General features: G+C 67.8%; 24 protein-coding genes and 2 pseudogenes. 20 read left to right on the forward strand and 6 right to left on the reverse strand.

What is annotated here, in order from left to right:
- Positions 1 to 612: 612 nt before the first annotated feature.
- Positions 613 to 828 (reverse strand): hypothetical protein, encoded by a 216-nt coding sequence (locus OVA28_RS11840; RefSeq protein WP_194661127.1) that lies wholly within the window; start codon positions 826 to 828, stop codon positions 613 to 615.
- A gap of 159 nt (positions 829 to 987) precedes the next feature.
- Here OVA28_RS11840 and OVA28_RS11845 point away from each other — a divergent pair, with 159 nt between their 5' ends.
- The gene (locus tag OVA28_RS11845; protein WP_194661126.1) at positions 988 to 1,179 is read left to right on the forward strand and encodes a hypothetical protein; all 192 of its coding nucleotides are present in this window, start codon (positions 988 to 990) and stop codon (positions 1,177 to 1,179) included.
- A 157-nt stretch (positions 1,180 to 1,336) separates the two neighbouring features.
- Here OVA28_RS11845 and OVA28_RS11850 read toward each other — a convergent pair whose 3' ends face one another.
- Positions 1,337 to 2,290 (reverse strand): alpha/beta fold hydrolase, encoded by a 954-nt coding sequence (locus OVA28_RS11850; RefSeq protein WP_268097085.1) that lies wholly within the window; start codon positions 2,288 to 2,290, stop codon positions 1,337 to 1,339.
- A 30-nt stretch (positions 2,291 to 2,320) separates the two neighbouring features.
- Positions 2,321 to 2,931: pseudogene (locus OVA28_RS11855) on the reverse strand (recombinase family protein).
- 494 nt (positions 2,932 to 3,425) lie between these two features.
- Between OVA28_RS11855 and OVA28_RS11860 the strand changes: the two are divergent.
- Complete coding sequence (locus tag OVA28_RS11860) at positions 3,426 to 3,782, forward strand: Imm8 family immunity protein (RefSeq protein ID WP_268097086.1); 357 nt, start codon at positions 3,426 to 3,428, stop codon at positions 3,780 to 3,782.
- 190 nt (positions 3,783 to 3,972) lie between these two features.
- Here the strand turns inward: OVA28_RS11860 and OVA28_RS11865 are convergent, their stop codons facing one another.
- On the reverse strand, positions 3,973 to 4,335 hold the full coding sequence (locus OVA28_RS11865; protein ID WP_268097087.1) for a hypothetical protein: 363 nt from the start codon (positions 4,333 to 4,335) through the stop codon (positions 3,973 to 3,975).
- 314 nt (positions 4,336 to 4,649) lie between these two features.
- Here OVA28_RS11865 and OVA28_RS11870 point away from each other — a divergent pair, with 314 nt between their 5' ends.
- From OVA28_RS11870 to eno, 9 genes are all read left to right on the forward strand, one after another.
- Positions 4,650 to 5,243: a hypothetical protein gene (locus OVA28_RS11870; RefSeq protein WP_268097088.1), complete on the forward strand. Its 594-nt coding sequence runs from the start codon at positions 4,650 to 4,652 to the stop codon at positions 5,241 to 5,243.
- A gap of 490 nt (positions 5,244 to 5,733) precedes the next feature.
- Positions 5,734 to 6,369 (forward strand): hypothetical protein, encoded by a 636-nt coding sequence (locus tag OVA28_RS11875; RefSeq protein WP_268097089.1) that lies wholly within the window; start codon positions 5,734 to 5,736, stop codon positions 6,367 to 6,369.
- Positions 6,370 to 6,813: 444 nt separating this feature from the next.
- The gene (locus OVA28_RS11880) at positions 6,814 to 7,146 is read left to right on the forward strand and encodes a hypothetical protein (RefSeq protein ID WP_268097090.1); all 333 of its coding nucleotides are present in this window, start codon (positions 6,814 to 6,816) and stop codon (positions 7,144 to 7,146) included.
- 199 nt (positions 7,147 to 7,345) lie between these two features.
- Positions 7,346 to 7,936: a universal stress protein gene (locus OVA28_RS11885; RefSeq protein ID WP_268097091.1), complete on the forward strand. Its 591-nt coding sequence runs from the start codon at positions 7,346 to 7,348 to the stop codon at positions 7,934 to 7,936.
- Complete coding sequence (locus OVA28_RS11890; RefSeq protein WP_268097092.1) at positions 7,933 to 8,673, forward strand: 2,3-bisphosphoglycerate-dependent phosphoglycerate mutase; 741 nt, start codon at positions 7,933 to 7,935, stop codon at positions 8,671 to 8,673. The genes OVA28_RS11885 and OVA28_RS11890 overlap by 4 nt, the downstream gene beginning before the upstream one ends.
- On the forward strand, positions 8,670 to 9,173 hold the full coding sequence (locus tag OVA28_RS11895) for a fluoride efflux transporter FluC (protein ID WP_268097093.1): 504 nt from the start codon (positions 8,670 to 8,672) through the stop codon (positions 9,171 to 9,173). The genes OVA28_RS11890 and OVA28_RS11895 overlap by 4 nt, the downstream gene beginning before the upstream one ends.
- Complete coding sequence (locus OVA28_RS11900; protein ID WP_017885694.1) at positions 9,170 to 9,541, forward strand: fluoride efflux transporter FluC; 372 nt, start codon at positions 9,170 to 9,172, stop codon at positions 9,539 to 9,541. The genes OVA28_RS11895 and OVA28_RS11900 overlap by 4 nt, the downstream gene beginning before the upstream one ends.
- 26 nt (positions 9,542 to 9,567) lie before the next feature.
- Positions 9,568 to 10,053: an inorganic diphosphatase gene (locus tag OVA28_RS11905; RefSeq protein ID WP_268097094.1), complete on the forward strand. Its 486-nt coding sequence runs from the start codon at positions 9,568 to 9,570 to the stop codon at positions 10,051 to 10,053.
- Between the two features lie 145 nt (positions 10,054 to 10,198).
- Complete coding sequence (gene eno / locus OVA28_RS11910; protein ID WP_268097095.1) at positions 10,199 to 11,533, forward strand: phosphopyruvate hydratase; 1,335 nt, start codon at positions 10,199 to 10,201, stop codon at positions 11,531 to 11,533.
- On the opposite strand, the gene OVA28_RS11915 is transcribed toward eno, so the two are convergent.
- A complete protein-coding gene (locus OVA28_RS11915; RefSeq protein ID WP_268097096.1) occupies positions 11,518 to 12,567 on the reverse strand; it encodes a LysR family transcriptional regulator in 1,050 nt (349 codons plus the stop codon). The two genes, eno and OVA28_RS11915, sit on opposite strands and share 16 nt — an antisense overlap.
- On the opposite strand from OVA28_RS11915, the gene OVA28_RS11920 reads away from it, so the two are divergent.
- The 5 genes and pseudogenes from OVA28_RS11920 (at position 12,514) to OVA28_RS11940 (ending at position 16,153) form a co-directional block, all read left to right on the forward strand.
- Positions 12,514 to 13,680, forward strand: a complete 1,167-nt coding sequence (locus OVA28_RS11920) for a TDT family transporter (RefSeq protein WP_268097097.1) — start codon at positions 12,514 to 12,516, stop codon at positions 13,678 to 13,680. The two genes, OVA28_RS11915 and OVA28_RS11920, sit on opposite strands and share 54 nt — an antisense overlap.
- Positions 13,677 to 14,249 (forward strand): uracil-DNA glycosylase family protein, encoded by a 573-nt coding sequence (locus OVA28_RS11925; RefSeq protein ID WP_268097098.1) that lies wholly within the window; start codon positions 13,677 to 13,679, stop codon positions 14,247 to 14,249. Before OVA28_RS11920 ends, OVA28_RS11925 begins: the two co-directional genes overlap by 4 nt.
- A gap of 174 nt (positions 14,250 to 14,423) precedes the next feature.
- Positions 14,424 to 14,660, forward strand: a pseudogene (locus OVA28_RS11930) (AAA family ATPase); the annotation flags it as partial.
- Positions 14,661 to 14,894: 234 nt separating this feature from the next.
- Positions 14,895 to 15,800: a hypothetical protein gene (locus OVA28_RS11935; RefSeq protein ID WP_268097099.1), complete on the forward strand. Its 906-nt coding sequence runs from the start codon at positions 14,895 to 14,897 to the stop codon at positions 15,798 to 15,800.
- Positions 15,797 to 16,153, forward strand: a complete 357-nt coding sequence (locus tag OVA28_RS11940; RefSeq protein WP_268097100.1) for a GntR family transcriptional regulator — start codon at positions 15,797 to 15,799, stop codon at positions 16,151 to 16,153. The genes OVA28_RS11935 and OVA28_RS11940 overlap by 4 nt, the downstream gene beginning before the upstream one ends.
- Positions 16,154 to 16,198: 45 nt before the next feature.
- On the opposite strand, the gene OVA28_RS11945 is transcribed toward OVA28_RS11940, so the two are convergent.
- Positions 16,199 to 17,158, reverse strand: coding sequence for an NAD-dependent epimerase/dehydratase family protein (locus OVA28_RS11945; RefSeq protein ID WP_268097101.1), 960 nt, complete (start codon positions 17,156 to 17,158; stop codon positions 16,199 to 16,201).
- A 394-nt stretch (positions 17,159 to 17,552) separates the two neighbouring features.
- Between OVA28_RS11945 and OVA28_RS11950 the strand changes: the two genes are divergently transcribed.
- The 4 genes from OVA28_RS11950 to OVA28_RS11965 all read left to right on the forward strand — a co-directional run bounded on the left by OVA28_RS11950 (position 17,553) and on the right by OVA28_RS11965 (position 23,920).
- Positions 17,553 to 18,167 (forward strand): PadR family transcriptional regulator, encoded by a 615-nt coding sequence (locus OVA28_RS11950; protein ID WP_268097102.1) that lies wholly within the window; start codon positions 17,553 to 17,555, stop codon positions 18,165 to 18,167.
- Entirely contained in the window at positions 18,164 to 19,927 is a 1,764-nt protein-coding gene (locus OVA28_RS11955) for a sulfatase (protein WP_268097103.1), read from the forward strand. The genes OVA28_RS11950 and OVA28_RS11955 overlap by 4 nt, the downstream gene beginning before the upstream one ends.
- A gap of 118 nt (positions 19,928 to 20,045) precedes the next feature.
- Positions 20,046 to 21,392, forward strand: coding sequence for an MFS transporter (locus tag OVA28_RS11960; protein ID WP_268097104.1), 1,347 nt, complete (start codon positions 20,046 to 20,048; stop codon positions 21,390 to 21,392).
- A gap of 77 nt (positions 21,393 to 21,469) precedes the next feature.
- Positions 21,470 to 23,920, forward strand: a complete 2,451-nt coding sequence (locus OVA28_RS11965; protein ID WP_268097105.1) for a beta-glucosidase family protein — start codon at positions 21,470 to 21,472, stop codon at positions 23,918 to 23,920.
- Positions 23,921 to 24,100: the final 180 nt, after the last annotated feature.

Below are 24,100 nucleotides of genomic sequence, written 5' to 3' on the forward strand. Positions count from 1 at the left end.
TCGTCCTCAAGGTGCACGAACCGGCCGGTGACGGATCGGCTACCGGGCGTCCGCTGCGCCGTGGCGATTTGATTCGTCGTCTCGAGCGTCTGCTCCTGGTCGTCGCAGAACAAATCCTGCGCATCCCGCGGCCAGGCAACCGACGATGGCTGCCGCCGGCAGGACAAGCTGCCAACCACCCACCGTCAACAGCAGACCGCCGACAGCGGCAGTGACGAAGGCCAGTACTCCCACAACGACCGATGCACGGCGGACCGGATGCGCCACGCATTCATCTTCCGCACGGTTCCTCACAATCACTCCAACCCGGGCGACGGTAGCCGCCACCGCGACTCCCAGCGGGATCGCGACCCCCGAGGCGACACCCACCGATTCCCAGCTCACGGAGCTGTACCTGATCTTCCCGAGGCTGAACATCCCGACCGCGAAGACCGCACCAGCGAGGACTACTCCAGCAGGAAGCGCCGCTCGGCGCGGACGACTCATTGCGGCCTTGTCCCGAGATGCCACCATTTCGACAGGGTAGATCGCAGCGATCGAAGATGCTGTGATCGTCGATGAATGTACCAACAGCCGATCCGCTACCGGACTCACCCCGGTCTCGTATCCCGGTCAGCCGAGCAGTAGTCCGAAGCCGAGCAGGAAGGCGAACGGCGACAGGATGATGAGGAACACGACGAGGGCGATGGTTCCAGCCGTCACCGCAGCAACGCTCGTGGTGACGAGGGACAGGAGGCTGATGAGGCCGACCGCTCGCCTCATGTCGCCGCCAGTTGCGACGGTCGTGGTCGCCTCCTCGATGAGGTCGCGCATCGGGTCGTCGGTCATGGCGTCAGGGTACGGAGAAGATGATGCACGGTCGAAGTCGTGCGGCGGAGAGAGTGTCTGCGGGCGTCGTCGGCGTTCGCGGGGTAGGTGACCTGGACGCCGAAACAGGTCGGGCCGGCGTACCCCGCGCCGTCCGCTGTTGAGCCCTGCGCTGCAGCCGTGGAGGCGGTCGTGCGGATGGCCGGCCTGCCGGTCTCATTCGCCGCGACACTGCTGACGACTCGCTTGTCGTCGGAGATCCGTGCCGAGTGGCTATTCCTCCAAGTAGTCACCGTGCTGGCGATGGCCACATGCGCGGCGTCCATCGTGCTGGGGTTCGTCGGTCTGTGGGAGTTGCTGTTCTATGCCTGACGTGCTCTGGCTGGAGGCGCCCGGCCCGCGATGCTGTTCCGCTGGTCACTCTTCGGTTCACTGCCAGGCTGGGCGCTCTATTGGCGACTGACCGCTCTGACGGACCTTCCGCGTCCGTTACCCGATCCTTGAACGGGCGCAGCCTGCCCCTGCCGGTTCAGGCCCAGTTGGCGTGCTGGTCGAGCGCGCGTGTCAGTGCTTCGCTCTGCTCAGGGCCGCCGTGTCCTTCGCGTTCCGCGATGGTCAGTGTGCTTTCCGGCAGGCCCTTGTGGAGGCGCCAGGCCGTTTCCGCAGGACCGCTGACGTCGCGACGCCCGTGGACGAGCGTGGTCGGGATGTGTCGGATGCGGTCCAGACGAGCGAGGACTGCTTGGTCACCGGGCAAGAAGGCGTCGTTGCTCCAGTAGTGCGTCACCAGCCTTGCGAACTCCTCACGTCGCGCAGGTCCGATGTGCCCCTGGTCTCGGATCTCAGGGTGATCCAGCGAGACGTGCACGTTCTCCCAGCGATCCCAGGCCGCTGCTGCTGCTTCGCGGACGGCGGCGTCCTGCGACACGAGCTGCCGTGCGTAGGCCTCGACGAGCCGTTCGCCGGGGCGCCGGTGGCTCGCGCGGTTGAACGCGTCCCACTCGGCGGGGAACAGGCGGCCGACGCCTTCCGTGATCCAGTCGACCTCCCTGCGACTGGTCGTGGTGACGGCCATGAGCGCGAGCGCTCGGACTCGCTCCGGGTGCTGTTGTGCGTACGCCATGGCGAGCGTGGTGCCCCAGGAGATCCCCGTGACGACCCACGTGTCGATGCCGAGTGCCATGCGGACCACTTCGATGTCGTCGATGAGCTGCTGGGTGTTCTGCCAAGCCATCGTGTCGGCGTGGTCGCTGTCCGGGCTCTGGCTCCTGCCCGAGCCGCGCTGATCGATCCCGATGAGGCGGTAGCGGGACGGGTCGAAGTGGGTGCGGTACCAGCCGCTGCCCAGGGACCCTCCGGGCCCCCCGTGGAGCCAGAGCGCGGGGACGCCGTGTTCGGCGCCCGACTCTTCGCAGTGGAGCGACGCACCGCCGTCCACGTCGATCATGCTTGTCCGGTACGGCTTGTGGCGGTCGTGGGCCATGCCTCAACGCTACCGACGGGCATGGGGTATTCAGTGTCGATGAGCGATCCGCTCTCGGACGAGGTCCGAGAGCGGATGCCGGTTCGGTTGGTGGTTGAGATGGGACTGCCGCTCGATGCAGCGGTAGACGGTGGCTCGGCCGATGGCGAAGGGCTCAGCGAGCTCCTGTACCGAGTGCGTGCCGGCTCGGTGCTCTTCAAGGAGATGTCGCTGCTGCACGGTGCGGAGCTTGGTTGTCGGCCCTTCAAGTGGCCCTTCGCTCGCGCGATCTGCATGCCCTCTTTGGTCCGCGCACGGATGAGGTCCGATTCGAACTCCGCGACCATCGCCAGGACGTTGAAGAGCAGCCTGCCGACGGTGTCATTTGGATCGTGAACTGACCGTCCGATGTTGAGCTTGACGTTCTTCGCGGTCAGCTCGTCGATGATGTCCTTCGCGTCGCGGAGCGACCTCGCGAGCCGATCCAGCTTCGCGATGACGAGGGTGTCGCCGTCGCGGCAGGCAGCTAGGGCCTCGCTGAGCCCTGGTCGAGCTCTGTTCGTGCCGGTCAGCCCATGGTCGGTATGGATGTCGGCAGGAAGGACGCCGAGTCGTTCGAGGGCGACGCGTTGAGCGGTGAGGTCTTGTTCGTATGTGGACACGCGTGCGTATCCCGATACGTAGTGCGTTCAAGACGCGACGATGCGCTCCTCGGACCGTCCGGTGGCCGACCGTCGTACGGGACACAGACTCGACAGTGACGTCGCTCACCCGAACTTGAAGCTCAAGCCAGGACCTTGTGATCGCTAGCCTGAACAGATGGACTCAGTAGCGCTTGCTTCATTGCTTGCCGTGATCTCGAATCGAGGCAACTCAATTCCCCCAGCGCTCTGGTTCGCGGGCGTCGCTGTCCTCGTGATCGTTGCGGTGATCATGCGTCTGCTCCGCAAGCGCTGAATCAGTCGTCCGGCAGCCTATTGCTGACCGGGCAGGGTCACCGGTCGCTCGAGATGTGGAGGGCGACGCAGGTGCTGTAGGGACCGGGGCACTGCGTCGTGCCTTCGTTCTTCCAGGTCAGCTCCCTGAGGTCCGTCCCGGTAGCCGATCGTCGACCAGAACAGGAGCCAGCGGCTGTGGCGTGCGCGAAGATGACACCGTGAAGGCACAGGTGCGGTCTGTCTCGACGAACGACGGTGAAGCCCTCGACGACGTTGTGCTCGAGGATCCAGACGACGTCGACGTCTGGATCACCGTCATGGCCGGACCCGTCAGCGAACCAGGGGAGGAATCCTTCCAACTGCGCGTCCGCAGCCCCGCATCCCTGGCGAAGGAGCTGTACCAGTGGGGTCCGCTTCACGAGCGTCACATGGTGGTCGTAGCCAGGTGGGACCCGCATCAGATTCGGTCCTTCATCGACCGGTTCTTCACGGAGGTGGAGGGACGGGACTGGCACGAGGTCGGAGAGAAGCTCAGCCGGCTGGGGTACTGGGAGTTCGAGGACGACAGGCCCTGATCACGTCGGCGCAGGAAGCGACAGGACTAGGTGCAGTGGCTCCCCGTCGGTAGCCGATCCGCTGTCGGTCGCCGCATCGAGCGGGGGAAGCGCCCGGCAGGTGCAGTCAACGGGTTGTTCCGGCCTGTGCGAGATCGTGACATCGTGCGCTGCCGTTCGGTACTCAGCGTGTTGCCGGAGCCGGGGAGGGTCAGCCAGACGTGGTGTAGGTACTGAGGATCGCGTTGCTCCACCACGGCGAGGTATCTGGAGCGCCTGGCCAACCAAGAAGGAACGCCTGCGTATGTACGTTGACGAACGCTGCGAGTGCAACTGTCGCGATTGCGAGGGCCAAGATGCTGGTGTGCACGATCGCGCGATGCCGAGTTGTGTCATCGTGGCCTGTGCGCGCGACCAGCGTCGACAGGACGACGAACAGCACGGCTATGACGGCGAAAGCCAAGAGTGGTGCGTGGGTCCCAAGGGAACGGGTCGTGCTGGCGCTGAGCTTCTGTTCGAGGTCGCCCTGAGCGGCGATCGTGACGAGCAAGGCCGACGCGACGGTGTGAGCCACGATTGCGGCCGTGGTGCGGAAGCGACTGCTGACGGGCCGGGTGGCACTCACGGACTGCGCGGCGGGCATGAGGCAGTGTGACCGATCGCCGGTGATGAGACAAGAGGCGGGCGCTGTTGCTCAAGCGGGTCTGCAGCGATGAAGGCACCGGCTCGTAGGCGTTCACGGAGCTCGTCGTTGGCAAGAGAACGTCGCATCGCGTCCCGGTAGCCGATCGTCGATCGTCGATCGGCCGGTTCTCAGTCCGCTGACGTCGTGCTCACTGTGAGCGTGCGAGCATTCCACGGCGCGTCGAGTTCTGGCATCGTCGAGCCGTGCGCCCGTCGACGATCCTCCTCGCCGCCATCACCGTCGCCTTCGGAGTCGCGACGATCGCCGTCGCGGTCCTGATCGGCACCGACGGGGGACGGGCCCTGTCCACCGAGCTCCGTCTCGGCATCCTCATCACATTCGTGTTCGGCGTTGCCTGCGTCACCACTGAGGTCAACCACCGCCGGCGGGCGCGGCTTCGGCAGAAGGCCGAGACTCATCCCGGCACCGCGTTCGTCACCGCGCATGCGACGGAGACGACGGCCACCGACCTCTCGGCCTGGAGCCCGAGGCTGCGTGTCTCGTTCCCGTGCGACCTCGGTTTCGATCCCACGGGGATCACGAGTTGGTCGACGCGCAACGACGGGCAGGGGACACCGATCGCCCTCCGTTCGGAGGTGCTCGGCTTCGATGTGTTCAGCGAGCCCACGCCGCGCGGTGTCGCGTACAGATGGGGGATCGTGGTCCACCTCGCACCCAGGACACAGGGGCCCGGAGCGGTCCACCTGTGGGTGGCCGACGACCAGCCGGCGCAGGACGAGTACGCGATGCGCCGGACGATCAGTCGGATTGCGTCTGCGCTGGGCACGATCCGCTGACCGAGCCCGCGCCGTACCGACGTCTCCGAGCCATGGGGTCTGCACGAGACGCGGTCAGCCCGTCCGAACGTGGCTCGGCATGCCGGACGCGGTCGAGCATGCCGACCACCGAGCGAACGCTCTCCATGCGAAGCCGCGTTGTCTGCGGCAGTCTGACGCCATGGAGTTCTCCTGGTGGACCTGGTCAGCGCTCGTGCTCGTCCTACTCGGCGCGCTCGGCCTCTTCGTGCGATCCGCGGTACTGACGGTTCGCGAGTACGGATTCGGCCAAGGGAGCCTGCTCCGCCGACCAGGTGCCCCGTGGTTCTGGAGCGCGATGGCGCTGACCACTGTCGTAGGAGTCTTGATGACGATCTGGGTTGTTCTCCTGGACAGCTAGTCCCAGGCCTCGGGACGACCCCGCTCGGCCCGGCTGGCAACGGCTCCTGAAGACGGCGGACGCGACCGTTCTCGCTAGGGTTACAGCGACCTCGACGACAGGAACACCAGGATGCCTCCCGCTGACACCACGCATGTGGATCCGGACCGATGGACCGCCGCTGCGCGGCTCGCCGAGGGCCTGACGGATGACGGGACGCTCCGCCGTCGAACCCGCGTCCTGGTCTGGGTGGGGACCCTCGTCCTGCTCTCGTGGGCCGCCGGGGTGGGACTTGCGCTGATCCTGCCGACCACAGGGCACGGTGACCAGACGGGGGACACCTCGACGGTGCGGCTGCTGGTGCAGGTGGCGCTCCTGGCCGTCGGGTTCATCGTTGGCGGAGTGGGTTTCGCGTGGGCCTACCGGACCGGGCACTACATCACTCGCTGGCGATTCGTGAGCAGTCCACTCTCGAGGGCTGAGAAGCGGTCAGTCCAACGCCAGATCGCGGACAAGGAACCGCTCGACGCCGAACATGCCGACATCGTGACTGCGGTCGCTGCTCAGAGCCGGAGAGCCACGCTCGGGATGGCGCCGATCTACGCCGCGATGATGCTGTTCGCCGCCTCGACAGCGGTGAGCACGGATGTCCTCTACCTCCGCTTGCTCGAAGTCGCCGTGTCCGCCTGCTTCATCGCCGTGTTCGTCCAGCTCGCGGTGATGTACCGGAGAGCGGGACGGTTCCTCGCAGCGCACCAGCCCAGCTGACCCAGACTGTGGCGCGAACACATCCGCGGTCCTCCTCTGCTGCGAGCATCGCAGCGGCTGCGAACCGCGGCCAGTGCGCCTCCTGCTCCGCGGAGACACGCATCGCCAGCGTCCGAATTGTCGATACGCGCACGTGTTCACGATCTCTGAGCACCTGCTCGAGCGCGTCCCGTCTGCCGATCCCGTCGTGGCGGGTCTCACGCTCGACTCGTCGGCCGCGGGCTGGCCAGTGAGAACGAGACATGCCCGCTCCGCTCTGACCGTGGTCACGTACGGCTGGGCCGGCACTCCTCGCCGCCCGGTGGCGAAGCCCCGACCTGGACACTCGGGGCGGGCCGCGTCAGCCGCATCCCACCGTTCATCCACGCCGCCGACGAAGGACGAACCGCTACGCGGAACGTCGACATGTGGTGTCAGGCTGCGACGTTGCAATACCATCACGCTGTGTGGTCGCCTGTTCAGCCCGAGCCGTCGAAGACCGGGCAGTCCATCGCAGCGCTGGTGCTGCTGATCTGCTCCGCGACGGGCTTCGCGATCCTCTGGGCGATCATGTGGGTTCCTGTGCTCCTGACCGGCGGCGCGGGCAGTCTCTTCCTCTACCCGATCGTCTTCCTGCTGGCCGTGGGACCGTGGGGCGGCGCATGGACCGCCTTGGTGCTGGCGACACGGTCCCGGAATCAGGCTGTCGCCACCCGCAGCGAGACAGTCGCGGCTCTCAGCGCGATCCTGCTCGCCCTGGGGCCGATCCTGCTCTGGTTCGGACCAGTGGCTACTTGAGGTGACCACCTCGACCGCCGATCGGCCATCGAGCGGTCCCACCGAGGCCTGAACGCTTCCGCCAGATCTGTGGGCAGCGTCGATCCGTGTCGTCGTGATCGCGTCCTTCGGTGTCGGGACGTCACGGGTGTGCGAGACGGCTCGCGGGATCAGGGGTTCGGGTGCATACTGGTGGTGTCTTCGGACCCGGTAGTGGGGCTTGCCGGACCCAACCTCGATAATCGTCGACAACAGTCCCTATCTCAGCTGGTCGCGTTTCGGCGCGCCTGAGGTAGGGAGTGTCATGACAGCACCAATCGGTACCGGACCGGTCGTCGTCGGTGTCCCACCCGGCCTCGCGCCGGGGGTGATCGAGGTTGCGGCGTCCATCGCGCGGCGCTTCGGTACGACGCTGGTGTGCGTCAGCGTGGATGCGTCGCTCATCGATGCCGGTACGCGCTCGGACGGGTCGGTGATGGTGGAACCGATCGACCCTGACACCGCTGACACGACACCGCAGGGCTTGTCGGACAGTGACGAGGCGGCAGTACGTGCTGCCGCAATGACCTACGGCGTCGACGTCACGTTCGTTCCGGGTGTCGGGGACCCGAGCCGGGCTCTGTCGCAGGTGGCCGAAGACCGCGACGCGGCGATGCTGGTCGTCGGGGCCAGGACGGGAGCGGGTCGAATCGCGGAGTTCTTCACGGGGTCGGTCGCGGCACGGCTGACCCATCGACAGCACCGTTCAGTGCTCGTGGTGCCCGTTGATCCGGTCGGGTTCGATGCCCCACTGCCGTGGGACACCCCGTGACCGGCCAGCTCGTTCTGCTCCGCCACGGACAGAGCACTGCGAACGCTGCCGGCACCTTCACCGGCTTGCGAGACGTCGCGCTCACCGAACAGGGCAGTGCCGAAGCGAATCGGGCTGGGTTGCTCCTCCTGCATGCCGGCATCCAACCGGACCTCGTGCTCACGTCGATGCTCGAGCGGGCGCTCCACACGGCGGAGCTCGTCACCGAGGTCCTCGGACGTGATGCGCCGATCGAGTCGACGTGGCGGTTGAACGAGCGGAACTACGGCGCCCTCACCGGCATGTCCAAGCAGAATGCGCAAGCGACGTTGGGGGCGGAGCAGTTCTTCGCTGTTCGCCGGACCCGCACGGGCCGGCCGCCACGCATGTCGATCCGCGCGTGGCTGGCGCTCCGGCGGACGCCGGCGCTTCGTGGACTGCCGTGGGCGGCAGTTCGTCGAACCGAGACACTCTCCGACGTCATCCGCCGGGTCCGACCCGTCCTGTCGGACCGCATCACCCCGGCACTCCGCGACGGGCAGACAGTGCTCGTCGTCGCGCACGGCAACTCACTGCGGGCACTGTGTGCCTGCATGGACGGCCTGACTGACGGTGAGCTCGCGGACCTGAACCTCCCCACGGGCGAACCCCTGATCTACCGGTTCGACGACGGCGGATTCTGTCCGCGGGGTGGGGAGTACCTGCATCCGGCAGCACGAGCAGCAGCGGCAGCGGTCGCTGCGGAAGGTGGAACATGACCTCCCGAACGGACACGGACCTGCCCGATGGCCAGCTCCCGCCCGACCCGGACATCGACGCCAATGACCCGGAACGTATCGCCCGGCCAGTACATCTGCGCTGGCGGTACCTCGGTGTCGTCGCACTCGGCGGCGCCATCGGTACCGCCGCACGCGACGGACTCAGCACCGCGTTCCCCGCTCAGCACGGAGTGTCCTGGGCGATCTTCTGGATCAACATCGCCGGCGCGCTCCTACTGGGTGTGCTGCTGGAACACCTCGCGCATCGCGGACCTGACGAGGGTCGCCGCCGGACACTGCGCCTGCTCCTGGGAACCGGTGTCCTCGGCGGGTTCACCACCTACAGCACCCTCGCGACCAGCACCGCGGTGCTGTTCCTCGCTGGCCGCGGGTTGGCCGGCACCGGGTACGGGCTCCTGACGGTCCTCGCCGGCGCGATCGCCACCGCTAGCGGCCTCGCGATCGCGGGCTTGGTCCGACCGAACGGAGGCACATCATGAGCGCCCTGGCCTTCCTCAGCGTCGCTGTCGCTGGCGGTGTCGGCGCGGCCGCACGGTTCTTCGTGGATGGTGCGATCAACCGGGGTCGGCAGTTCCGGCTCCCGGTCGGGACGCTGACGATCAACATCACCGGCTCGTTCCTGCTGGGCTTGATCACCGGCGCCGCCGGTCACCTCGGCGCCACCCCCGTCGCGCTGCTCGGAACAGGGCTCATGGGTGGCTACACCACGTTCAGCACCGCCAGCTTCGAGACCGTCCGCCTCGCACGCACCGGCCGCACCACCGCGGCTGCCGTGAACGGGCTCGGGATGCTCGTCGTCTCCGTCGCCGCAGCCGCCGGGGGCGTCACCCTCGGCACCCTCACTTGACCATCCGACTGGGAGAAGAACAGCTCATGCACTTCGACATCACGATCGAGATCCCCCGCGGCAGCGGCAACAAGTACGAGGTCGACCACGCCACCGGACGGATCCGCCTGGACCGGGCGGTGTTCACCAGCATGGTGTTCCCGCAGGACTACGGCTCGATCGACGACACTCTCGGCGATGACGGCGACCCCCTCGACGCGCTCGTGCTGCTGCCCCGGCCCACGTTCCCCGGCGTCGTCATCGACGTCCGCCCGGTCGGGATGCTCCGCATGGTCGACGAGAACGGCGGCGATGACAAGATCCTCACCGTCCCCGCCGGAGACGTCCGCTTCGACCACGTCCAGGACATCTCCGACGTCGCCGAGCCGGTCCTGGCGGAGATCGAGCACTTCTTCGCCCACTACAAGGAGATCGAGCACGGCAAGCGCGTCACCACCAACGGGTGGGCGAACCGTGTCGACGCCGAAGCCATCATCCGCGCCGCACAGGAACGGTTCACCCCGCACCCCTGACCGGCACCCGCGCACCCGACACCATCCAGTGCGCGCCCTGAACCGCCGTGGGGAGGCAACTGGCGCCCAGTGATCGCCAGGAGGTCGTCCCTCCGCCTCCCCGCGGCCCACACCCGCACGACCAACCCGAAAGGCGACAACCGCCGTGAACGACTACATCAGCAACGTCCACCACACCACCCACCATCAGGGCGAGTACGTGACCCACACCAGCCGCCCCGTCACCATCAGCAGCCTGCACGGCTCCCGGATCCTCGACTCCCGCGGCTACCCGACGATCCAGGTGCGTCTCGAGCTCGAGGACGGCACCGTCGTCACCGGTGACGCCCCCGCAGGCGCATCCACTGGCGCGCACGAGGCTGTCGAGCTTCGCGACGGCGGCAGCAGCTACGGCGGCCGCGACGTGAGCCAGGCACTGCACCTCATCACGACGGACGTCGCACCGATGATCACCGGCCAGTCGTGGACCTCGATCGGGGAGGCCGACGCCGCCCTCGCTGCCCTCGACGGCACCCCGAACCACCGCCGGCTCGGCGCGAACAGTGTCGTCGCGACCTCGATCGCGATGGCACGCGCTCTCGCCGCCGCAGCGGAGCTGCCGCTCTGGCGTTGGATCGCAGACGTCACCGGCAGCACGCCCCGCCTGCCCGTCCCGCACTTCAACGTGCTCAACGGCGGAGCGCACGCAGCGAACGCGCTCGACTTCCAGGAGTTCATGATCGCCCCGGTGAACGCCGAGACCATGACCGACGCGGTTCGGATCGGATCGGACGTCTACCACGCGCTGGCGGCACTGGTCCGGGAACGGTTCGGCAGTCTCGGTCTCGGGGACGAAGGCGGCTTCGCCCCGTCGATCGCCGCGCCCGAGGAGGCCCTCGACCTCCTCGTCGCCGCGATCAGTGCCGCCGGTTACGAGCCCGGCGTGGACACCGTCGCGATCGCACTCGACCCGGCGGCGAACGAGTTCGCGCTCGGTGACGGTAGCTACCGGGTCGTGGACCGCCGGCTCGACCGCGCAGGCATGGTCGACTACTACCGCGACCTCATCAGCCGGTATCCGATCCGGAGCATCGAAGACGGCTTCTCCGAAGATGACCACGGCGGCTGGAAGGCGATGTCGTTCGCGCTCGGCGACATGCTCCAGATCGTCGGCGATGATCTCTACGTCACCGATCCGCAGCGCATCCGCGACGGTGGGAAGGACGGGCTCTCGAACGCGGCGCTCATCAAGCCGAACCAGATCGGCACCGTCTCCCAGACCCTCGACGCGATCGGCGTCGCACGCTCGCTCGGGATGCGGAGCATGGTGTCGCACCGGTCCGGCGAGACCACCGACACGTTCATCGCGGACCTCGTCGTCGGCACCGGAACCGGACAGATCAAGTCCGGCGCACCCGCCCGCGGAGAACGCGTCGCGAAGTACAACCGGCTCACCGAGATCGCGGAGAACAATCCGGAGCTGCCCTACGGGCTGCGCTGACCCCGACCGGTCACCTCGTGGGCGACGCGCAGGAAAGCAGAACCAGCTGGCTGAGGCTCTCCCGACCAGATCGCCCGCAACGGCCGGGCAAGTGGCGGCCCAGCGAGCGGGACCCGCACCAGCGACCCGTCGTTGATGTCGGCGGCGACCGTGCGAAGGCTCATCACCGCCGGTGCAATTCCAGCCTGCGCGTTCGCCCGGATGATGCTCGTGGTCTCCAGCACCGCGGCCGGAACCGACATGCTCAAACCGGCCTCCCTGAGCCATGCGGCGAGGGTCGCGCGAGTTCCGGAACCTTCTTCCCGCAGGAGCAGAGCCGTCGCCGCCAGGACCTCCGCAGTGATCCCGGTCGACCGAGCCCAGGGATGTTCCGGCGCAACGACGACCGCGAGCTCATCGTCCGCGATCACCTGCGCGGACACACCTGCCGCCGTCACCGGGGTCTCCGTGAACCCGAGGTTCGCGCCACCCGACTGCACGAGGTCCGTCACCGCGGCGGAGTTGCCCGCGATCAGGCGCACCCGCACGTCGGGTTCGCGGCGGCGGAATTCGAGCAGCCAGCCCGGCAGCAGCAGCTCCGCGATCGTCTGTGACGCTGCGACGACGAGCGAACCCGTGGGAGCCCGCAGCGCAGCCACTCCTGCCTCGAGGTGGCGAGACGCGTCGAGGACCGGTCCGGCCAGCCCGACGACGAGCCGGCCGGTCTCGGTCAGCACCGACCCCGTGGTCGAGCGGTGCACCAACAAGTGACCGACCATGCGCTCGGCGACCCGGATCCGAGCAGACACTGCCTGTTGCGTGACGCCGAGCGCTCCAGCGGCAGCGGAGATGGAGCCGGTCTCGGCGACGCGTGCGAGCACGTCGAGTGTGTCGAGGTCGAGGGTTCGGTCCGTGAGTCGCCGTAGTGCCACAATCATTGATTGTGCCCCGCCAAGAGGTTCCGGGTACCGCCAGCGGCAGGATTCGCGCAGGCTTGGCCCATGACAACGCTCCGCACCGACTCTGCACCCGCGAACGGCAACCAGCTGCCCCAACGGCCGCAGACGGCGTTGTTCCGTGACCTGGAGCGGCCAGGCCTGATCGTGTCGAACCTCACACCGAACTGGTTCGCGTCGATCATGGGCACGGGGATCGTCGCTGTCGCAGCTGCGTCACTGCCGCTGCAGTTCCCCGGGCTGCGCCTCGCGGCGACGGTCGTGTGGGCGATCGCCGCGGTGCTCCTCGTCGCCCTCACGACCGCGACGGTGCTGCACTGGATCCGCTACCGGAGCACTGCAGCCGGGCACCAGCTCAACCCGGTGATCTCGCACTTCTACGGCGCACCACCGATGGCGTTCCTCACCGTCGGCGCCGGGACACTCCTGCTCGGCAAGGACTGGGTCGGCCTGCCCGCCGCCGTGACCATCGACTGGGTCCTGTGGACCATCGGCACCATCGGAGGACTGCTCACGGCAGTCCTGGTGCCGTACCTGGCGTTCACCCGCCACGAGAACAAGCCCGACTCCGCGTTCGGCGGTTGGTTGATGCCGATCGTCCCGCCGATGGTGTCCGCCTCCACCGGCGCGCTCCTCCTGCCCTACGCCCCCGCCGGACAGTGGCGCGAAACACTGCTGTGGTCCTGCTACGGCTTCTTCGGCCTCAGCCTCATCACGTCGCTGGTCGTGATCACGTTGATCTGGAACCGACTCGCGCAGCACAAGGTCGGTGCCGCGGGCATGGTCCCGACTCTGTGGATCGTCCTCGGGCCGGTCGGACAGTCGATCACCGCGGTGAACCTCCTCGCATCGAACGCCCCCACCGTTGTCGATGCGAGTACCGCGCATGCACTGCTGGTCGTGGCGCTGGTGTACGGGTTCGCGATGCTCGGCTTCGCGCTGCTGTGGACCGTCATCGCCCTCGCGATCACCGTCCGCACTGCCCGAGAGCACTTGCCGTTCAGCCTGACCTGGTGGTCCTTCACGTTCCCCGTCGGGACCTGCGTCACCGGACTCAATGGGCTCGCCCTGCACTCCGGACTCACCGTCGTCGCCGTCCTCGCAGTTGTCTACTACGTCGGCCTCGTCGCCGCGTGGATCACCGTTGCCGTCCGCACCTTCCACGGATCCGTCATCCGTGGCACCCTCCTGGCACCGCCACAGCCGGCGTGAGCACCGCCGAGGAGCTCGCGGACGTTCGATCGCTGAACGCCCTCGCCGAGACATGGCGCACCGCACCGGACGGCTCGCGACGGTTCGTCCCGAGCTTCGACCCACGATCCGGCGGTACATCAAGCCGCGTGCTGGTCCTGATGCAGTCGCCCGGCCCGCAGACCATCGCCGCAGCGCACGCAGCGATCTGCAGCGAGGACAACCCGGGCCCGACCGCGGCCGCGTTCCGCGCAGCCCGCATCGAGTCCGGACTCGCACGCAACGAGTACCTCCGCTGGAACCTCATCCCCTGGGAAGTCCCCGGCCGCGTGCGGCTCGCCGACATCGACGAGGGGCGGCATGCCCTCGCCGCACTGCTCGCGGCCCTCCCCGCGCTCACTGCGATCGTCGCGTACGGGGCCGTCGCCCTCGACGGCATCATGCGACACCTCACCCTGGACGAGCACCCCCGACTCCTTCCGGTCATCGCAGCACCACATCCGTCTCCCGCCAACGGCCGCCACCGCTCGGAACAACACCTCCGTTCCGTGCAAGCACTCCAGCTCGCCGCGCGAGCGCGACAGACGTGACGAACACGAACGATTCCGCTACGACGGTCCGTACCGGCGCTCCGTCAGGGTGCGAGGCGGCGTGTGTCGTAGCGGAACCCAGTCCCGAAATCTGAGCTGCTGCTCCGACGTCGCGCCGACCGCTTGAACGCGATCTGGCAGGAGGAGCACACGATGCTGGATTTCCTCATCGTCGAGCTGCTCTTCGTCCTCGAACGCCGATGGCGAAAGCTCGGCAAGACACGCGACCCCGACGACTTCATCGACGCGCAAGCCATCGCCGCCGGCGAACGCATCACCCGCGGCGACTTCCGGCTCATCGAGCGCCTCCTCCTTCCGATCAAACGCGTCCTGAAGATCAACGAGCTCGACGTCATCACCAACAACGTCGACGAAGGCGCCCGCAGCACCCGCGTCATCGGCACCACCTGACCCGACAACGATCGCAGCGCAGACGACGACACAGAGCGAGGCTGGTCACACGCCGGATCCCAGACCTGCTGTCCGATCCCACCAGCCGACACCGGGCAGGCGACAGTTGTGGAGTCGAAGTCGATCGGAGGTCGCTCGCCATCGTCGACCGATTGCGCTGGACAACTGGTGGTGCTCTGTGGGAGCTTGTGTCCCGTCAGGAAGGTACACAACCTGCGACAAACGAGGGGGGTCATGATGCTGCTCGCTCAGCCCACAGCTGTCGCTGTCGTGTGCTCCGCCGCGGTGGGAGTGGTCGTCGCAGTCGCCTCCCTCGTCAGACGTGCCGGTGTCGACAGCGCTTCCGGAACCACGCCGGGGAGCGATGCCCACATGCTGCGGTGGCGTCGACGCCGGTTGGCTGGTGTTGGTTTCGGTCTGATCTGCGGCACCCTGCTGTCGGGGTTCGAAGTGTGGGCCCTGGGGATCGACAGGGGCAGCCCTGCTGTCTGGTTGATCGTCGCTGTGGCTCTGCTCGGCAGCGTCATCGGGCTCGTGGTCGCCGGCGTTCCTCGGTCCAGACGCAGTCCCACGAGCTCGAGAGTGGCGCACTCGCGGCACCTGCGCTTCGAGGACCTGGTGCCCTCACGACTGCGGTGGTGTGCTCGCCTGATGGTCGTCCTCGCGGTGGTGGACCTCATCGTCACGGTCGCTCTGGTCGCGATGCGTCAGGGTGCAACGCAGTACTGGTCTGCGAGGTCGCCCCTCGTGGCGTTTCTGCTCGATCCGCCCGTGCTCATGGCGGTTGTCGCGTCGCTGGGGCTGATCATGTTCGAGGTGCGGGGTCGGAGCCTCGCTGCACGCTCCACGACGGCCAGCAGCGCAGCAGAGCTGTCTGCCGAAGACCTCATCCGGCGAAGCGCTCTGAGCGACCTCGCCTGGGCCTCGACACTGACGGGCAGCCTGGCTGTCCTCTTCACGAGCCCGTTGCTGCTGGAGATGCTCGGCGTGACCCTCCCGACACCTGCGGCGGTCACGGTGTTCAGGGTCGTGGTCAACGTCATGGGTGGGATCGCCGTGTCGATGATCGTCTTCCGGCCGGCAAGAACGTTCCGCTCCGTCTCCGCAGATCGACCCACGGCGCGAAGCGCATCGTCGTGATCGTCCTCGACGACACGTCGCCGACGCCGCCCTACGAGCAGATTCGTCTGCAGCTCCGCGCGCAGATACTCGAGGGGGAGCTGCTGGGGGGCATGCGACTGCCGACGGTTCGGCGCTTGGCGGCGGATCTCGGCGTCGCGACGAACACGGTTGGTCGCGCCTACAAGGAGCTCGAAGCTGCTGGCCTCGTGGTGACCCGGCGGCGGGCCGGGACCGTGGTGGCCACGGACGGCGACGACGTTCGCGAACGGGCACACCACGCCGCCATCGCCTTCGTCCAAGGCATGAGTGCACTCGGTGTCAGCTCGGCAGAAGCAGTGCGGTTGGTGAAGGCTGCGTACCAGGACCAGTGACGTGCGACTCACCCCGACGCGGAGAGCCGTCCGACAGTCAATCGGCTACCGGACGCTGAGGAGGACGGTGCGCTCGTCGGACGCAGTGAGGCCCGAGCGGCGTGGTCGGTCCAGTCCCCGCGAGTGTTCATCCGTGAGCACGTCGGCGACAGTGGCTACCAGCGGTCGAGGACGGCCGCCCGTGTTCCGGAACGCCTGCGCGGATCGCTGCGCGAACGCTGCATCGGACAGCGGTAGCCACAGCGGCAGCGATCGAGGCCCCGCCCAGTAACGAACATCTTGCGCGAGGAGCGCTTGGTCCTCCACTGCGACGAGGTCACCGTCGTATCCGGTGACCTCGCCCACAGATAGGAAGAAGTCGCTCATCGAGAACACATCCCCAACTGCGTTGACGGTTCCGGTGTGACCAGCACGTCCGGCCTGGCCGACCCAGGCCGCCAGATCGGCGACGTCGATGACCTGCACAAACCTGCCGGCTGTCGTGGGGGCGAGCGCCGGCCCGCTTCTGGCCAGACGTGCCGGCCGATACCCGAATCGGTCACTCGGGTCACCCGGGCCAACGATGAGCCCGGGGCGTCCGATCAGCAGCCGGGACCCGAGACGGGCAGTGCTGCTGCGCTCGGCAGCGACCTTCGCATCCGCGTACGCCGTCAGGTCGGCCGGCTCCACGAGTGAGGCCGACTCGTCCGCACCCGGCTCATCGTTCTGCGCGTACACGGAAACCGTTGACACAAGAGTCCAATGAGCGGCACCGTCAGCGAGTGCGTCGAGCGCTGGCTCGACGAGTTCGGGCTCGTGCGACAGCTCGATCACCTCGTCCCACTCGCCGCGCACCGACTCGTACGCATCTGCTGCCCGTCGATCTACACGGACGAGACGCGCACCCTCAGGTACGTCCCCGGACTCGCCCCGTGCAACACAGGTGACATCGGCCCCCGCCTCAACGAGGTCTCGAACGATCGCTCGTCCCAGCCACCCAGTCCCGCCCAACACCAGAGTCCGCATGACTTCAGTCAAGCGTGTCGACGAGCCCTTGAAGCCTGCGTCCGCTCACGGCGGAGCCGATGCGTCGCAGGAGCCGATCCCTTGTCGGGCAGACCCACGCAGGCCGCGTCAGGTTCTTTGATCCGCTGGTCGACGAGCATCTCGACTACGTCGACGACAAAGCCGAGCGGCAAGTCGAGGTAGTTCGGAAGTTGAAGCCCGGACAACACACCCCATCCAATCGTCAGTTGGCACGGGCCGGAGGCAGGACCCTTCGCCGAGGCGACCATCAGGGTTGTCTGCAACTGCTCATCCTTGACGCAGGCATGTCACTTGTGTGATGGTTATCCAAATAAACCGTGACACTTGTGTCATGACGCGACACGATGGCCGTGTCGCGTAGGAAGGCGACGCGATGAAGCTCGAGAGCATCCTGCTCGGTGTCCTCGCCCGGCACCCGATGACCGGCTACGACCTGAAGAAGTTCCTCGACACGAGTGGGCGATTCGTCCGCTCGAACACGCAGATGAGCCAGGTGTACCGGTCGCTGTCGACCATGGAGGACCGTGGTTGGGTGACGCACTCGGTGGAGGTCCGACCCGGCGCGACGGACGCGAAGACGTACCGGGTCACCGATGAAGGCATGACGGTCTTCCTCGACTGGCTGACCAACCCGTACCAGCCGCCGTCGCGGTTCCAGGACCCGGACTTCATGGCGCGGGTGTCCTTCGCAGGCTTCATGACCCGCGGACAACTCCTGGAGCTGGTCGACACCGAACTGGAGACGCGCCGAACGGAGGTCGCGAAGTACCGGGACCGCGATCGCCGTGACGCTGTCGAGACGACGGCCCCGTTCGACTCGTCGGTGGCGGAAGCGGTCGCGGAGTGGGGGCACCGGACCGGTGCCGCCGCGATGGACGCGCACATCCGGTCGCTCGAGGTGCTCCGGACCGCCCTGCTCGACGCTCCTGAGGAAGCATCCGCGGAGCAGCTGCTCGCGAAGGTGCTCGACGAGGAGGCCACCCGATGAAGGCCGTCATGCTCATGTTCGACAGCCTGAACCGCCACATGCTTGCGCAGTACCGGGACACGATCGTCGACGCCCCGAACTTCGCACGGCTCGCCGAGCGTGCGGTGACGTTCGACGCGTTCTATGCCGGTTCCATGCCGTGCATGCCCGCGCGACGTGAACTCCACACCGGCCGCTACAACTTCCTGCACCGCTCGTGGGGTCCTCTGGAGCCGTTCGACGACTCGATGCCGCAGATGCTCCGCAACGCCGGTGTCCACACGCACCTGGTGTCCGACCACCCGCACTACTGGGAAGACGGCGGCGCGACCTACCACACGCGGTACACCACGTGGGAGTTCTTCCGCGGTCAGGAAGGCGATCCCTGGAAGGGTGTCGTCGGCCCTGGCAGCGCCATCGGCGGCCAGGGCGCGATGAAGCGGCAGGACCAGGTCAACCGCTCGTACATGCCGACCGAGGCCGAGCACTGCCAGACCCGCACCGTCGACGCGGGGATCGAGTTCATCGACACGAACGCCGCAGCCGACGACTGGTTCCTGCAGCTCGAACTCTTCGACCCACACGAGCCCTTCTTCACGCACCAGCTCTACAAGGACAAGTACCCGCACGACTACGACGGCCCTGAGTTCGACTGGCCCGGCTACCAGAAGGTCACCGAGCCGGAGCAGCAGGTCGAGCACGCGCGGCTGGAGTACGCGGCGCTGGTGTCGATGTGCGACAAGTCCCTCGGCCGGGTGCTCGACGCGATGGACGAGCACGGGCTGTGGGACGACACGATGCTCATCGTGAACACCGACCACGGGTTCCTCCTCGGCGAGCACGGCTGGTGGGCGAAGAGTGTCCAGCCGTGGTTCAACGAACTCGTCCACCTGCCGATGTTCATGTGGGACCCCCGCAACGGCGGCCGCGACACCCGCCGAGGCGACCTCGCGCAGACCATCGACATCGCGCCGACGTTGCTGCGGTACTTCGGGCAGGAGCCGAGCGCTGACATGCAGGGCCACGACCTCGCTTTGGCGAGCACGGAAGCCACGCACGCCGGGCACGACGGTGCGCTGTTCGGCATCCACGGCGGCCACGTCAACGTCACCGACGGCCGGTACGTCTACATGCGGGCTGCGGTCGACCGGTCGAACGCGCCGCTCGAGGAGTACACGCTGATGCCGACGCACATGCGCTCGCGCTTCGCCGTGTCGGAGCTGACCGAGTGGGAGCCGTCGGACCCGTTGTCGTTCACGAAGGGCATCCGGACGATGCGGATGCCAGCGACTCCGACGTGGATGAACCCGTGGCAGCACGGCACGCTCCTGTTCGACCTCGAGCGCGACCCCGACCAGCTGCAGCCGATGCGCGACGACGACGTCGAACTGCGCATGCTCCGGCTCCTCGCGAAACGGCTCCACGAGTCCGACGCACCCACGAGCCAGTTCGATCGTCTCGGGATCCCGGTGAACGGTGAGCCCTCGGCTGCACACTTGCTCGTCGCAGCGCAAGCGGTCCGCGCCGCCGAGGTCGGCGAGCCACTCCCGCGCCTCGACGACCTGCCGGCACGAGAACTGCTGACCATGCCGCTGCTGGAACTCCTGCAGGTCGACGGCGTCCGCGCCGTCCTGGAGCGGCACGCACCAGGACTGGTCGGCACGGAACTCGTCGCCGTCCCCCCGCAGGCGACCCTGCTCGGCCTGGCGACACTCGCCGTCGTCACCGCAGACCAGCTCCGCGCACTCGCGACGGACCTCTCCGGACAGCCGGTCGGCTGACCGGAACGTCCCACACGTCGGACGGGAGGCGCGGCACCAGCCCGCGCCGCGCCTCCCGTCCGTCCCACCCGACCCCCAAGACCACAGCTGCCACCTGGCAAGGACGACAGGACAGACCATGAGCACCCGAACCCCAACCGAGACCGAAGCGGTCGCGACCCAGAAAGCCGGAGCGGTCCCGCACCGCTGGCGCAACCTCAGCACCATCACCGGCGTCAGCATCGTGGACAACACCGAAGCCGGCCTCGTCTCCACGCTCTTCCCCTCGATCGCCGCAGCGCTGCGCCTCGACAGCGGACACCTCGGCCTCCTCGCCGCCCTCGGCAAGATCGCAGCCGTACCGTTCGGCCCGTTCTGGATGTGGCTCGCCGGGCGCACCGGCCGGAAGACGGCCCTCATCGTCACCACCATCGTCGGGGGCATCTTCGGCATCCTGGCCGGGTTCGCACAGAACTTCGCGATGCTGCTCGTCTTCAACACCCTGATGTCGGCTTGCCTGATCGGCAGTGGTCCGATCTCGAACACCGTCATCGCGGACTCGTTCGACGACCGCAACCGCGCACGCGCCACCGGCTACTACTACGGCGCACTCACCGCGGTTTCCTCGTTCATCGGCCCGGCCCTCGCACTGTTCACCGGCCTCGACGGTGGCTGGCGGTACGGCATGTGGGCCATCGGCGGCATCTGCATCCTCGCCGCCGCCGTCGTCGCCGTCTTCTTCAAGGACCCCGAGGTCGGCGCCTCCGAACGCCAGCTCGCCGACCTGTCGCAAGCTGACCGTGTCAAGACGAAGGTGACCGTCGCCTCGGTGCTGTCACTGTTCAAGATCCCGAGCTTCTCGATCATGATGGTGTCGCGGCTGCTGTCCGGGCACCTGCTCATCACGATCTTCGGCATCCAGTTCCTCGTCGTCGACCGCGGCTTCGACAACGCCACCGCTGCTCTCGTGCTCATCCCCTTCGGCGTCGGGTACGTCGTCGGCACCATCGGCGGCGGATTCGTCGTCGCGTTCCTGGACAAGCGCCTGCCCTTCATCGGACGCGTTGCGTTCCTCCAGTTCGCACAGGTCGGCTTCGGTCTGGCGGCGCTCTTCGGGACGCAGTTCGACCACTCGGGCATCGTCGTCTACGGGCTCTTCTGGGCGCTGTTCGGGTTCTTCCAGGGCTGCAACCCGCCCGTGAACCGACCGATCGTGATGTCGATCGTGACCCCGGAACTCCGCGGGCAGGCGTTCGCGATCTGGCTCACCATCTTCGAGACCATCGGCTGGGCCCTGTTCTCCCTCGGCGCCGGCGAACTCGCGAACACGGTGGGCATCCAGGAGGTCTTCCTGTGGGTGCTGGTGATCCTGATGTTCGTCAACGCCCTGGTGCTCGGCGCGCTGTACTTCACCTACCCGCGGGACGCCCGCCGGGTGACCGAGACGCTCAACCAGCGTCGCGCAGCGGCGCGCGGACACGCTTGACCCTTGAGCGGCCCGACCGAGCCGCCCGAAGATCGTTCTGGACAGCTCCGCCCGCAAAGACAACCCCGAAGGAACCAATGAACTCCCAGGTACCCCCTTCCGAGCGGATCGATGCGCTCGTCGATCAGCTGACCACAGACGAGAAGGTGCAGCTGCTCACCGGGCGTGACTTCTGGACCACCTGGCCGATCGAGAGGATCGGGCTGCGACGGATCCTGATGTCGGACGGTCCCTCCGGCGTGCGTGGCGAGGTGTGGGACGAGCGGGACCCGTCGCTGAACCTGCCCTCGGCGACCGCGCTGTCTGCGTCGTGGGACCGTGCGATCGCGAAGCGCTACGGCGCCGCCGCCGCGGTGGAAGCCCGCCGCAAGGGCGTCGACGTCGTGCTCGGCCCGACCATCAACCTGCATCGGTCCCCGCTCGGTGGCCGGCATTTCGAGGCGTTCAGCGAGGACCCGGTGCTCACCGGGGACCTGGCTGCGTCGTACGTCGAGGGCGTGCAGGAGAACGGTGTCGGCGCGACCCCGAAGCACTACATCGCGAACGACTACGAGACCGACCGCTTCTCCGCGTCGACCGATGTGTCGGACCGTGCGCTGCGGGAGCTGTACCTGCTGGCGTTCGAGAAGGCCGTGACCGAGGCGCACGCCTGGGCGATCATGTCGTCGTACAACGCGATCAACGGTGTGACGGCGTCGGAGAACGACCTGCTCGAGACCCCGCTCAACTCGGAGTGGGGCTTCGACGGCATCGTCGTGTCCGACTGGACCGGGGTGCGTTCTGTGGATTCGGCGAAGGCGTCGCAGGACGTCGCGATGCCCGGACCGAACCCGTGGTGGAGCGAGGGCCCGCTGCTCGCCGCAGTCCGGGCCGGCGAGGTGCCGATGGCAGCGATCGACCGCAAGGTCCGCCGGATCCTGACCATGGCCGCCCGCGTCGGCGCGCTCGAGGGCTTCGAGCCCGTCACCGCGTCGCCCGTGCATGTCGAGGACGGCATCGCGTTCGTACGCGAGGCCGAGGCCGAGGGCACCGTGCTGGTGCGCAACACCGGTGTCCTGCCGCTCGACGCCCCCGCGGTGTCACGCATCGCGGTGATCGGTCACAATGCCGACCAGGCCCGCACGCAGGGCGGAGGCTCGGCCACGGTCGTGCCGTCGCAGGTCGTGTCGCCGTTGGACGGCATCCGGTCGGCGTTCCCCGGCGCGAGGGTGGACTACGCGATCGGCGCCGTCGTGCAGGAGGGCATCGCGGAGTTCCCGCTGTCCACCATCACGAATCCCGGCACCGGCGAGCCCGGAGCTCGGGTCGCCTTCGTCAAGGACGGCGAGGAGCTGTTCGTCGAGAACCGTCGCGCGACGGCGCTGTTCTGGTTCGGCGGCGATGCTCCGACGCGTGAAGCCGACCGGCTCGACATCACCACCACCTACACGGCGGAGTCGACCGGTACGGTGCGGTTCGGCATCGGCGCGGCCGGACGGTCACGTGTGTGGATCGACGGCGGGCTGCTGCTCGACGAGGACGTGCCGTTCGAGGGTGACCAGCTCGGTGCCGCGTTCCTCAACCCGCCGGCGCGGTCGGTGCCGGTCGAGGTGACGGCGGGACAGCAGGTCGCGATCCGCATCGAGTACGACATCGTGCAGGACGAGACGCTCGGCGGTGTGCTGGCGTACCAGTTCGGCACCGAGCCGTCGGACGACGACCCCGCCGTGCTGATCGAGGCCGCGGTGGACGCCGCCCGTGGTGCGGACGTCGCCGTCGTCGTGGTCGGCACGAACTCCAAGGTCGAGTCCGAGGGCTACGACCGATCCTCGCTGGCACTGCCCGGCCACCAGGACGACCTGGTGCGCGCGGTCGCCGCGGCGAACCCGAACACGGTCGTCGTCGTGAACGCCGGGTCACCGGTCGAGATGCCGTGGCGGAACGACGTGGCCGCGGTGCTCCTGACCTGGTTCGGCGGGCAGGAGTACGGCAACGCCCTGGCCGACGTGCTGACGGGGGCGCAGGAGCCCGGTGGTCGCCTGCCCACCACGTGGCCCGTCGCGATGGCCGACGTCCCGGTGCTCGACGTCACCCCGGTGGACGGCAAGGTCGCCTACGACGAGGGTGTCCATGTCGGCTACCGGGCCTGGCTCCGTGCCGGTACCGAGCCGGCGTACCCGTTCGGCCACGGCCTCGGCTACACCACGTGGTCGATCGAGGGCGTGTCCGCGACCCCGACCGTGCGCGAGGGCGACGCCGTCATCGTCACGGCGACGGTTGCCAACACGGCTGACCGCGCCGGCAAGCACGTCGTGCAGGTCTACGCGTCCCGCACGGAGTCGGCGGTCGACCGGCCGGTGCGCTGGCTGGTTGGGTTCGCCCCGGTTCGGCTCGCCGCGGGTGCCTCGACGGAGGTCTCGATCGAGGTCCCGGCCCGCGCCTTCGCCCACTGGGACGGCTCATGGCAGTACGAATCAGGGACCTTCACGCTGCACGTCGGCGCATCGGTTTCGGACGTCGCAGGAACGGCTGACGTCGAAGTCCGGTGACTGAGCGAGGCCCGTACGCGAAAGGAGTGGCGGCGCGCAAGCGACGACTGCGGGCCGCCGCCACCGCCGCCGCCGATCCGCACGGACAACTCGACCTTGTACCTCTCGCCGGCGCAGCACAACCAACGACCGGAAGACAGTTGCGCCACTTCCCCAACCGGGACGCTGTCTTGGTGGCCG

The organism is Curtobacterium sp. SL109 (assembly GCF_026672405.1).
Lineage (GTDB): Bacteria > Actinomycetota > Actinomycetes > Actinomycetales > Microbacteriaceae > Curtobacterium.